This window comes from Microcoleus sp. PH2017_24_DOB_U_A (genome assembly GCF_020738205.1).
GTDB lineage: Bacteria > Cyanobacteriota > Cyanobacteriia > Cyanobacteriales > Microcoleaceae > Microcoleus.
Map to the genome: position 1 here is coordinate 81,229 of NZ_JAEQCT010000017.1, position 12,799 is coordinate 94,027.

General features: G+C 46.8%; 7 protein-coding genes. 5 read left to right on the plus strand and 2 right to left on the minus strand.

Annotated elements, in window-relative coordinates:
• The first annotated feature begins 330 nt into the window (after window positions 1-330).
• Window positions 331-666, plus strand: a complete 336-nt coding sequence (locus tag JGK07_RS02130; RefSeq protein ID WP_293174252.1) for a nucleotidyltransferase domain-containing protein — start codon at window positions 331-333, stop codon at window positions 664-666.
• A gap of 198 nt (window positions 667-864) precedes the next feature.
• Here the strand turns inward: JGK07_RS02130 and lpdA are convergent, their stop codons facing one another.
• The gene (gene lpdA, locus JGK07_RS02135; RefSeq protein WP_293204714.1) at window positions 865-2,304 is read right to left on the minus strand and encodes a dihydrolipoyl dehydrogenase; all 1,440 of its coding nucleotides are present in this window, start codon (window positions 2,302-2,304) and stop codon (window positions 865-867) included.
• Between the two features lie 570 nt (window positions 2,305-2,874).
• Here lpdA and JGK07_RS02140 point away from each other — a divergent pair.
• Window positions 2,875-3,165 (plus strand): hypothetical protein, encoded by a 291-nt coding sequence (locus JGK07_RS02140; RefSeq protein ID WP_293204716.1) that lies wholly within the window; start codon window positions 2,875-2,877, stop codon window positions 3,163-3,165.
• Between the two features lie 117 nt (window positions 3,166-3,282).
• Here JGK07_RS02140 and JGK07_RS02145 read toward each other — a convergent pair whose 3' ends face one another.
• Window positions 3,283-3,585, minus strand: coding sequence for a hypothetical protein (locus tag JGK07_RS02145; protein WP_293174246.1), 303 nt, complete (start codon window positions 3,583-3,585; stop codon window positions 3,283-3,285).
• Between the two features lie 56 nt (window positions 3,586-3,641).
• Between JGK07_RS02145 and JGK07_RS02150 the strand changes: the two genes are divergently transcribed.
• The 3 genes from JGK07_RS02150 (at window position 3,642) to JGK07_RS02160 (ending at window position 12,624) form a co-directional block, all read left to right on the plus strand.
• Window positions 3,642-4,757 (plus strand): ATP-binding protein, encoded by a 1,116-nt coding sequence (locus JGK07_RS02150; protein WP_293174244.1) that lies wholly within the window; start codon window positions 3,642-3,644, stop codon window positions 4,755-4,757.
• Window positions 4,758-5,523: 766 nt separating this feature from the next.
• Entirely contained in the window at window positions 5,524-7,050 is a 1,527-nt protein-coding gene (locus JGK07_RS02155) for an AAA family ATPase (protein ID WP_293241336.1), read from the plus strand.
• A gap of 759 nt (window positions 7,051-7,809) precedes the next feature.
• The gene (locus JGK07_RS02160; RefSeq protein WP_293241337.1) at window positions 7,810-12,624 is read left to right on the plus strand and encodes a Calx-beta domain-containing protein; all 4,815 of its coding nucleotides are present in this window, start codon (window positions 7,810-7,812) and stop codon (window positions 12,622-12,624) included.
• The last annotated feature ends 175 nt before the right edge of the window (window positions 12,625-12,799 follow it).

Below are 12,799 nucleotides of genomic sequence, written 5' to 3' on the forward strand. Positions count from 1 at the left end.
TATTGGGTTCAAACGAACTGAGTAATAGGGCGACGAAACTTAACGACCGTAAATTTTAGGCAGGCGATATTTGATTTTAATTTTCCTTGTTGTTTGACAATACCCCGGACAGTTTTTGGAACGATAATACAAGCTTTAAAGGCTAAGGATTATGAAAAAGTCGAATTAAATGCCGCGTCTGGGGTGGACATGACTTTGATTTAATTATCCACAGTGGCTCAAAGTCAAGCGAGGATAAGTCATTGGGCCATAAACTGTCCGAAGTATTCGCTTGATATCTACTAAGGTAACATATAAGGTACAATCTAGTATATTTTAACGACAAATAATATGCAGTTCCTCACAATCGACGATCAACTTAAGAACATACTGACGCAACTTCGATCGCACTTCGAGCAACTGTACGGCGATCGCCTCACCCAAATGGTACTCTACGGTTCCCAAGCGCGAGGCGATGCACGCCCCGACTCGGATATAGATGTGTTAGTAGTCCTCAAAGGAGAAGTCAATCCTGGCGAAGAAATTAAAAGAACCAGTCACATTCGAGCCGATTTGTCACTCCAAAATGATGAAGTGATTAGCTGTCTATTTATGGATGAACAGCGATTCATGCACTACAACGGGCCTTTATTGAGGAACATTCGTCAAGAGGGAATAGCTTTATGAAACCTGAACAATTAGAATACCTAGATACCCGACTTCTTGAAAAAGTCGGGTATCTAAAAATAGCACTTACGCGCGGGGGCCAGAAACCGGGTTTTTTTAGGAAAATATTTCGTTCCAACCCACAGATTAAGTAAAAAACCCGGTTTCTTTGCGTGGAGTGCGTCCAGGAGTGTAAAAAAAGAACACCGCCCCTACAAATTAATGACCGCCCGCCGCCCCAGCCGCCCGTTTGAAAGCCTCATCCAACACTTCCGAAAGCGTCGGGTGCGTGTGAACTCGGAATGCTAAAGTGTTCACAGAATCCCGCTGGGCGATCGCATTTGCCGCCTCCTGAATCAAATCCGAAGCGTGCAAACCGAAAATGTGAACTCCCAACAATTCCCCAGTATCTTTCCGGTAAATCACCTTAGCCATACCGTCGGTTTCACCCTCCGCAATAGCCTTAGAATTTCCCTTAAAATAACTCTTGACAGAAGCGACCTCAAACCCTTCGGTTTTTCCTAACTCCTTCGCCGCAGGTTCATTCATTCCCACATAGCTAATTTCTGGGTGAGTAAAAGCCGCCGCTGGGATACTCAAATAGTCAACTTCGCGAGTGCGGCCGCAAATATTTTCGACGGCGGCAATTCCTTGAGCAGATGCAGCGTGGGCTAACATCATTTTGCCGTTAACATCGCCGATCGCCCACAAATTCGCGATCGGTTCTCCTGCTACCAAAACCTGCATCTTATCGTTAACTGGAATATAGCCGCGCATCGTTTCGACGCCAACTGTTTCTAACCCCAAATTCTTGCTGACGGGAACTCGACCAGTTGCTACCAAACAAGCGTCAACTTCCAAAATTTCCACAACTTCTTTAGTTTTGAAATCAGCTAATTCAATAATTACGGGGGAACCAGGAATAATTTTCTTAGCCAACAAACCAACTTTTGTTTCAATATCGCGCGGTGCAATCAAAACTCGTTCTGCTAATTTAGCAATATCCGGGTCAAAAGTTGGCATCAATTGATCTAGAGCTTCAATCATCGTAATTTCGCAGCCGAGGGCTGTGTAAATATCCGAAAACTCCAAACCAATATAACCGCTGCCAATAATTGCGATCCACTTCGGTAGAGATTCCAATCTGACAGCATCATCGCTAGTAAATACAGTTTTGCCGTCAATTTCTATCCCAGGGGGGACGAAGGGAATTGAACCGGGGGCGAGAATAATATCCTTGGCGGTAATAGTTTTCTCGCCTTTGTCGGTTTCGATCGCAATTTTTTGAGCAGCGGCAATTTTGCCCCAACCTTGGATGACATCGACGTTCAAACGTTTGAGGCTGTTTGTCAAGTCGCCGCGCAGTTTGCTAACAATAGTATTAGCGTGATTGGCGATCGCCCCTCGATCGAAATCCACACTTCCCAACTGAATTCCCAAAGTCTTGAGATGGTGGGCATTCCGCATATCCCGCACCCGCCCGGAAGCCGCCAGCAGCGCCTTGGAGGGAATGCAGCCGCGGTTGACGCAAGTCCCGCCCATGTCGCCTGCTTCGATAATTGCCACTTTCAGCCCGCAGCTAACCGCGTGTATGGCGGCCCCGTGCCCGCCCACGCCGGCGCCGATAATTGCTAAATCGTAATCAAATCCTTGAGTCACCTTAAAATCTCCTAATGCCTTTGAAATCTTAGGACTCAAGCAAAAAACACCGTCTGTCCGTCCTTTCGAGGTGGTGCGTTGCGATCGCAACCTTTGAACAGCGGTAATAGTTGCATAAGTCCTGTGTCCTTATTCTCGACTAGACTAGGGTTAATTAGACAGTAACTGAGATTTTTTTAGGGTCGATTATGTTGAGCTGGCTGTGCGCCAAGTCTCAAATCACCCTGTCGGCGGGTGTAAAGTTAAGTACAGATTGATGGCTGACAATGCGTAAGCCGTGTCAACTGAAAGTCAAATGCAGTGTCGGTCTACTGTTTGACGATAGGGCCCAGATCCCCCCTAGCCCCCCTTAAGAAGGGGGGAACAAGAGGCGATCAAAGTTCCCCTTGTCAAGCCCTTCTTAAGGGGCGGACAGGATTCTTCTCAAAGTCCCCCTTCTTAAGGGGGATTTAGGGGGATCTCGCAAGAGGATAAAAGCGAAATTTCTCAAGGATTTTAGTTGATTGAGGTTTTGATGTCTAATATCTGCACGTGCCGGTGGGCAGAGTTTCTAGGCAAGTTTTGAAGTCTATGGAGTGGCTTATGATGGATGAGGATGATTTGAAAGATTCACGCCGGGCCTCGGCTCAAGCTTTTTTTCAGTCCCTGGATGAATTGTTTGATTATATAGAAGCTTCCAACCCAGAAGCAGCACAGCCTCAGTCTCCGTCGCCTCAAGCTAAGCCTGCGAGTGAGTCTGTGAGTCCGCCGAAGAAGGCTAAAGCTAAGAAAATTAATTTGTCGGATTTTGAAGATGCGATCGCAGATTTGGAACAGTTTATCCAGAATAAGCGCCAGAAACGCCCGGAATCTAATCAATAGTTCGACACATTTTTTAAGTAATTATGTCCGGCCAATGACGGATGATATAAGCTGGCGGACGATCGCCCTGGCTGGATTTTGCCTGAGAGTGCGATCGGGCCAGCGGTTATACCGTGGTTAGTCTTGGTCTATGGATAGGCGATTTAGGCGATCGGTGTTTTGTCGATCGAGCTTGACGAGCACAAACAGGATCTTGAGTGTTAACTCGCTGGCGGTGTTAATTGTTCCTTCTGGAACTTTGCCAGCCACAAAGGAACCGATACCTACAAGATAGAGCAAAACACTGGTGATGATGAATCCACGGATTGCCAGAGAATAGGAATGAGCTTGATGCAAAAGTTCTTGTTGAGGAGTGCGATCGATTGTGCTATAATTATCACAGGACAATAGTTGGTTAATATTTAAATGATTATTAGACATTTATCTTGCTGGAAATCTACAAGCATATTGCAGATTAACGATCGAATAAATATTATTTGCTGATAATAATTATGGGGCGATCGCTTAGAGTTTCTCCAGGGTGCATTGAACAAGTCCAATCGGCTGTAGTGATGAGGGGCTTTGCGAGTAAGGTGGATTTGGCTGAAACATTGAGATTATCCCGATCTACTGTCACGAAATTTCTGGCGGGACAACCTGTTGATTATCGAAATTTTGTTGAAATTAGCGAGAAATTGGGGTTTAAGTGGAACACCATTGCCACTCTAGAAATAACAAATCCTCAGTCACCTCAGCCTAATTCACAACAAATCTTTGAGGAAACTTCTTCGTTTATAACTGGGAATCCCATCACCCATCCGCGCTGCTTCTTTGGACGCGAGAAAGAACTCAAACGCCTATTCAATTTGCTCAAACGCCTTCCATTGCAAAATGCGGCCATTATCGGCAAAAAGCGCAGCGGTAAAACTTCTCTACTGCAATACTTAAAAAACATTACCACCACATCAATAGAACAGTTACGTCCCAATCAAAAATCTGACTGGTTGCCCAATCCAGAAAACTATCGCTGGATATTCGTAGATTTTCAAGATTCGCGACTTCAGAATCGGGAAGGGCTGCTGCGATATATTTTAGAATCCCTGAAAATGGCAGTGCCTAATCCTTGCGACTTGGATAGATTTATGGATGTAGTTAGCCGTAATTTACATCAGCCGACAGTCATCTTACTAGACGAAATTGGTGTCGGTTTACAACGCTGTCCGGAATTAGATGATGGATTTTGGGAAAGTTTGCGTTCTTTAGCAACCAACCAAACAAATGGGAATCTAGGGTTTGTTTTAGCTGCTCCTGAATCACCGATTGAATTAGCGACTAGCACCGGACATAGTTCGCCTTTTTTCAATATTTTTGGATATACTACAACTCTGGGAGCTATGACTGAAGAAGAAGCACGGGAGTTGATAGCCAGTTCGCCCATTCCTTTTCCCGATGAGGATGTCGAGTGGATTTTGAATCAAAGTGAATGCTGGCCTCTGCTGATGCAAATCCTGTGTAGAGAACGATTATTTAGTCTGGAAGATGGGGAAACAGGGGATAATTGGCATGAAGAAGGTTTGCAACAGATAAAGCTATTCGCTCATTTTAAAAAGTAAATGCCGTGAGAACTAATTTGCCTCTAAAGCTGAATCATTTACTCACCTTTTGCTACTAGATGGTGCTAGAAATAAGCTAAGCTATCGCGCAGTTAAGTTGGATAATTTTGAGGCTGAAACCGCCTCTTGCCTCTAGGGGGCTGGCAATCGGTCTTGCGGAGCCAATTTATGCAATAATTTCATTGTTAACAATAAGTCAGTCACAAGTCAGTCACAAGTCAGTCACAAGTCAGTCACAAGTCAACTTCATAAACTTTTAAGTCAGTCACGTCTAAATGTATAATACAAATATGTATTAACGAAAACAGACTGTATTCGTTTAAAGCGGTGTAATCGTGTAAAACAAAAAAGCCAAGTAAGTTGTCACCTTACTTAGCTGGTCTTGATTACAAAAAGTAGTTCAACGATTCACACTGTTGCTATTCATGCTTGTCGTCATCCTTGCCCTTGCTCCTATCCTCCATAGGCATGAGTAATTGGATGATAACGGGAAACACGACTGGATCATTAAAAGGTACGTCATTCAAGATGGCGCAAATCACCACTGCAACAATTAACAGTGGTCGATAAAAATTAGCCATTTAGCTCTCCAATTGTTCAAAAGTTTAATCAAAGCTTCTGAACGGTAGCTTAACGGTAATGTTCAGGGGGAGCGTGGGTGTCCAGAGTCTAAAGGTACTGGGCACTCTATTCTCTTTTTCCCTAACGCAAATCTAACACAGCAATTTTAGCGAGCTGCATTAATTTATTGCCAGCTCATATTTTAATGTTTTATGTATTTGCACTCATTTGTGCATTTTTACTTATATTTTTTGGATATACTAGCTATCGGCGATCGTCCGATCGGCTAACAAAGATTAAACAGGATGTACAAAGGCTAGAAATCTGTGCAGACGTAACAGCCATAAGTAACGCTCACCGCAGTATATCGATCGGCGAACTAAACAGTCAAGTCAGCACCATACTCAGTAGCTTCAGTTATATCAGCCAAGACGTAGATGCAGCCCTCAACCAGAAAAGTCCTTACAACCAGCGTTTAGCTCTCAGTTCGGTAGCAGAAAAATTAAACAATTTAATACGAGAATTCACCCGCAGCAGCGATAAATATTCTGTTCGTTTTCGCCCCATTGCTACCAATTGGTCGGAAATAGTCACCAACCATATACGAGAACTAGCAGAAGCAGTCGAACTTCGCCAAGAAATTGACAGCCCTTATATCATCGGCGTACCCCTGACAGAACAGCAGGAAATCTTCACCGGGCGTACTGATATCGGCACGCGCATCGAGCAATTACTCCTAGACCGCCGCCGCCCACCCTTGCTACTGTACGGTCAACGGCGCATGGGCAAAACTTCCCTACTCAACAACCTTGGACGCTTGCTACCGAGCAATATTATTCCCATGTTTGTAGACTTGCAAAGCCCAGTTTCATCAGCAAGTGATTCTGCTGGGTTTCTCTACAATATCGCTAGGAGTATGACAAACTCAGCGAAGCGCCAAAGCGCGTTAACTCTCCCATCTCTCGATCGCGAAACACTGCAAGATGACCCTTTCACCCGCTTTGATGAATGGCTGGACAAAGTAGAAGCAGCCCTAGCACAAAATATTGCCCTGCTTGCCTTAGATGAATTCGAGGCGCTAGATGATGCCATCAGAAAAGGACGTTTCGACGAGCAAGATGTTTTGGGAATGTTGCGTCACCTAATTCAACATCGTCCCCGCTTCAAAGTAATGCTAGCTGGTAGTCATACCATAGAAGAATTTCAGCGTTGGGCAAGCTATTTAATCAATGTCCAAGTCGTTCATATCAGCTACCTAAAAGAACCAGAAGCGCGTCAACTAATTGAGCAACCCGTCCAAGATTTTACCCTGCGTTACGAACCGAATGCGGTCGATCGAGTTTTGCAACTCACCCGCTGTCACCCTTTCCTAATACAACTCCTCTGCGCTGAAATTGTCGCTCTCAAAAACGAGCAAATTCCCTCTATCCGCCGACTGGCAACTTTAGCGGATGTGGAAGCAGCAATCCCAGAGGCTTTAAGTGTTGGCAGTTTCTTCTTTGCAGATATTCAAAGCAATCAAGTAGATGCGGCAGGATTAGCTATTTTGCAGTTTTTGGCTGCACAAGGGGAAGGGGGAATCGTTAGTCGGGAAACTATTTTACAAGAGTTTCCTGATGATTTTGATGCTGTCGGTTTGCTTAGGCAACGGGAGTTGATTGAGGAAGTTGGTGATGGTTATTGTTTTCAGGTTGAGTTGATGCGGCGCTGGTTTGCACGGGGTGTTAGATAGTACGCGATTTTAGGGATTAGTAACCTATTTCGGTCATTGCGAGGAATGTTAGTTTTCGCCAATCGTTCCTCTCTTCGGACAACCTCTAACCCAAGCGTATTGTTTTTATATCATTTCCGGTTGCATCGGAATTATGTAGTGCGAGCGTCTCGCTCGCGGCCTGAATCGTGAGCGAGACGCTCGCACGCTCAACGATTCAAATATATATAGCCTTTCTCAAAAAGATGAGGTATAACTGACAGCTTATATCACCACTTAAGCCAAGAAGGGCTGAAGCCCAACAACGTACCTCATCTTTTAATAGCAATTTTTAAAAGTATTGCTACCAAACAATTTTTGGGTTTGTTGGCTCAAATATTGTCGCGGGTGTGCGTAGCTGTGAGATTTTCGATATTTTTTGGATACGATCTTTACTTTGACGCACCCTACAAATAATTTGTTCCTCGCAATGATAAAAAACTTTAATCCAACGGTATTCACCTTCAGAGTCCAGAGAGAACACCGCTGCCGTCTAACTACACCTTCACATATTTTGATAATTATTATACGTAAATTCACGTATCTTGACAATTATTTAAACTCTCCCCTACGTATGTGGAAAACCCGCTATTTGCATTGCTGAAAAATTTATCTGAAATTTATCCGGATCGCAGTAATTGACGATGAAACACTTCATATCGTGACCGATAACTATAAAGAAAGCCAAACTCTCTGGTTTTCAGTCACTTCTAATCGTTAATTACTATCAAAACAGAAGCTATGCCTACTCCATTGAATGGTTCTTTGGGTCAACCCACTAATTTCACCAGCGTCAATGACCTAATTACAAAATGGCCGACTGCTGCCCAGAATCAAGGTATCAAACTGTCTGGGATAGCTTTTGATGGCGTGGAAACTGATTACCTTAATCCTCAAGCGATCGCCAATCTCACCTTACCAACTAATGAAAATCCTAAAAGCTGGTTGAGTTATGGCAGTAGCCCTGGTATTGGTGTCCCATCTTCCTATGATGGTTGGTTCACCGACACCACTAAAATTAGAGCGGAAATCAACTATAATCCCAACACAAATCAATCTCAGGCGCTGAAGCTGAAATGGGCAGATAACCAAAATATCACTAGCGCCACGATCGACCTTAGCACCTTGGGTCCCAAAACTAGCCCAGGAGTTGGCGATCAAGGTAATGAAGTTGGTTTGCTACAAATCTTTAATAATGGGACTCTGGTACCCGCCAGCAATTTTACGATCACTCGTCTCAACGCTCCGATCGCTCCAAAAGCGATTACTGCGGGTGCAGATGGAGTGACTTTCACTGGCGATCGCACCGATGGCAGTTTCCAATTCAAGATAGAAGCCAAGCCTCTCACCAACACTGCTTTTGACGAACTGCGGTTCTCCGCCAAACCCTACGATAGCCCCACCGCTGCCTACACCGCCAGCTCTTTCAAAGACGATAGTTCCGACTACCTGGTGCGGAAGATTGACTATCAAGGCACGGCAAATCAGCCTAGCCTCCAGTTTAGTGCCCCAACCTTCAGCGTCAACGAAAACGGGACAGCGGTTGCAGCCGTAACCGTGACGCGCACGGGTGGTAGCGAGGGCGCAGTCTCAGCTACTGTGAACTTGACCAATGGAACTGCAACAGCGCCTGGTGATTACAACAATGCTGCCATCCCTGTCAATTTTGCCGCTGGGGACACAGCACCCAAGACTATTACCATTCCCATTGTCGATGACACCTTGGTGGAAGGTACCGAAACAGTCAAGTTAACTTTGGGCAGCCCTACAGGTGGTGCAACGATTGGGACGCAAGGCACTGCCACTTTGAGCATCGTAGACAATGACACTGCCCCTGCGAGCACTCTGCAATTTAGTGCTCCTACCTTCAGCGTCAACGAAAATGGGACAGCGATCGCAGCCGTGACAGTCACTCGTACTGGCAGTAATACCGCAGCAGTTTCAGCTACTGTGAACCTAGCCAATGGTACTGCTACAGCCCCTGGTGATTACAACAATGCTCCCATCCTGGTCAATTTTGCCGCTGGTGATTCTGCATCCAAGACTATTACCATTCCCATTGTCGATGACACTTTGGTGGAAGGTACCGAAACAGTCAAGTTAACTTTGGGCAGCCCGACAGGTGGTGCGACGATTGGGACACAAGGTACTGCGACTTTGAGCATCGTAGACAATGACACTGCCCCTGCGAGCACTCTGCAATTTAGTGCTCCTACCTTCAGGGTTAGAGAAGATGGCGTACCGATCGCAGCCGTGACAGTCACTCGCACTGGTAGCAGTACCGCAGCAGTTTCAGCCAGCCTCAACTTGGCCAATGGTACTGCTACAGCCCCTGCTGACTACAACAATGCTCCCATCCTGGTCAATTTTGCCGCTGGCGATTCTGCACCCAAGACGATCAATATTCCGATCGTCAACGATACTTTGCTCGAAGCTACCGAAACAGTCAATTTAAGTTTGGTTAACCCGACAGGTGGTGCGACGATTGGAACGCAAGGTACCGCCCGTTTGGACATCGCAGACAATGACAGCAGCCTGCAATTTAGTGCTCCTGTCTTCAGCGCCAACGAAGATGGGACGGCCATTGCAGCAGTGACAGTCACTCGCACAGGTGTAGCCTCTGGTGCAGTCTCAGCCACTGTCAGCTTGGCCGATGGTACTGCTACAGCCCCTGGTGACTACGGCAATACTCCGATCCTGGTGAATTTTGCCGCTGGCGACTCCACATCCAAAGTCGTCAATATTCCGATCGTCAACGACACTTTGGTAGAGGGTACCGAAAATATCCGCTTAACTTTGGGTAGCCCGACAGGCAATGCCACAATCGGGACGCAAAGTACAGCCACTTTCAACATCATAGACAATGACACTGCCCCTGCGAACACTCTGCAATTTAGTGCTCCTACCTTTAGTGTCAACGAAGATGGGACGACGAGCGCAGCCGTGACAGTCACTCGCACTGGTAGCAGTACCGCAGCAGTTTCAGCTACTGTGAACCTAGCCAATGGTAGTGCTACAGCCCCTGCTGATTACAACAATAGTCCGATCCTGGTCAATTTTGGCGCTGGCGATTCTGCACCCAAGACGATCAATATTCCGATCGTCAACGACACCTTGGTAGAGGGTACCGAAACAGTCAACTTAAGTTTGGTTAACCCGACAGGCGGTGCGACAATTGGAACGCAAGGTACCGCCAGTTTGAACATCCTAGACAATGACAGCAGCCTGCAATTCAGTGGCTCCAGCTTCAGTGTCAACGAAGATGGAACCCCCATCACAACCGTAACAGTAACTCGCACTGGCAGTAGTGCTGGTGCTGTGTCAGCCACCGTCAGCTTGGCCGATGGCACTGCGATCGCCCCTGGTGACTACGCCAATACTCCGATCGCTGTCAATTTTGCCGCTGGCGACACCACACCCAAAACGGTCAATATTCCGATCGTCAACGACACTTTGGTAGAAGGTAACGAAACTGTCAACTTAACTCTGGGTAGCCCGACAGGCAATACCACCATTGGCACCCAAAGCACCGCGACTGTCAACATCGTAGACAACGACAGCAGCCTGCAATTTAGTTCCCCTACCTTTGGCGTCAACGAAGATGGAACGCCCGTTGCAGCAGTGACAGTCATTCGTAATGGCAGTAGTGCTGGTGCAGTCTCAGCCAACGTGAATTTGACCAACGGTACTGCGATCGCCCCTGGTGATTACACCGGTACTCCGATTCCTGTCAATTTTGCCGCTGGGGACTCTACACCCAAAGTCGTCACCATTCCCATTGTCAACGACGCTTTGGTAGAGGGTACCGAAACAGTCAATTTAAGTTTGGTTGGCCCGACAGGCAATGCCACTATTGGCAACCAAAGTACCGCCACTTTGAACATCTTAGACAATGACAGCACCCTACAATTTAGCGATCCTACCTTCAGGGTTAGAGAAGATGGCGTACCGATCGCAGCCGTGACAGTCACTCGCACTGGCAGTAATATTGGTGCAGTCTCAGCCAGCGTCAACTTGGCTGATGGTACTGCTACAACCCCTGCTGACTACACCGGTACTCCGATCCTTGTCAATTTTGCTGATGGGGACAACACACCCAAGACGATCGATATTCCGATCGTCAACGACCTTTTGGTGGAGGGTAACGAAACAATCAATTTAAGTTTGGTTAGCCCGACAGGCAATGCCACCATTGGCACCCAAGGTACCGCCATTTTGGACATCGCAGAGAATGACAGCAGCCTGCAATTTAGTTCCCCTACCTTTAGCACCAATGAAGATGGAACACCCGTTGCAGTCGTGACAGTTACTCGCACTGGTGTTAGTACCGGTGCAGTCTCAGCCACCGTCAGTTTGGCAGATGGAACTGCTACAGCCCCTGGTGACTACGCCAATACTCCGATCTTGGTCAATTTTGGCGCTGGGGACACCATACCCAAAACAGTCACCATTCCCATTGTCAACGACACCTTGGTAGAGCCTACCGAAAATCTCACCTTAACTTTGGGCAGCCCGACAGGCAATGCCTCGATTGGCACCCAAAGTACCGCCACTTTCGACATCATTGACAATGACAGCACCCTCCAATTTAGCGCCCCTACCTTCAGGATCAGAGAAGATGGCGTACCGATCGCAGCCGTGACAGTCACTCGCACTGGTAGTAGTGCTGACGCAGTTTCAGCTACTGTGAACCTCACTAATAGAACTGCGATCGCCCCTGGTGACTACGCCAATACTCCGATCGCTGTCAATTTTGCCGCTGGGGATTCTACACCCAAGATCGTCAATCTTCCCATTGTCAACGACACTTTGGTGGAGCCAAACGAAACTATCAATTTAAGTTTGGTTAACCCGACAGGAAATGCGACGATTGGAGGGCAAAGCACCGCCATTACGACGATCGTAGACAATGACAGCACCCTGCAATTTAGTGCCCCTTTCTTCAGTGTCAACGAAGATGGAACGCCCGTTGCAGCAGTGACAGTCACTCGCACTGGCAGCGATCTCGGTGCAGTCTCAGCTTTTGTCAACTTGACCGATGGTACTGCTACAGCCCCTGCTGATTACAGCAATGGTTTGATCGCTGTCAATTTTGCCAATCGGGATTCAACACCCAAAACCATCACTATTCCCATTATCGATGACCTTTTCCCGGATGGCGCTTTCTTTCCGCTTGACGAAACTGTCAATTTAAGTTTGGTCAACCCGACAGGCGCCACGATTGGAACCCAAAGTAGCGCCGTTCTGACGATCGTCGATAATGACTCAGAATTTGGGAATAGAACGGCAAGTAGTCTCACTTTGACAAACGACGAGCTACTCAACGGTGGCCTGCGAAAGACTTCCAGCTTGTCTGGGGCTCCGGCGCAGGGAAGAGCAGATTTGGTGAACAAATCTATCGCCGACGAGCTACTGGGTGGCGGAATCGGAGCCTCTAATGTCGGGATTAATTCCAACTCAGTCTCCAACTTCGGTGTCGCCGATAGCTGGTTGAATTCACTCACAGACTCGAAGCTTAATCCTGGTTTCGTTGCGTTGAACAACCAATTTGCCTAAGTAGCTCTTTTGACTAGCAATTGGCGTTAGTGGGTTTTAATCAAAAGAGCGCCCAAGCCCAACTACGTGCCTCTATGGTATGTAGTTGGGCTTTAGCCCTCTAGCTAACTCAACTACATAGCTCTTGTTTAAAGAGCGCCCAAGCCCAACTACGTCCCTCTACGGTATGTAGTTG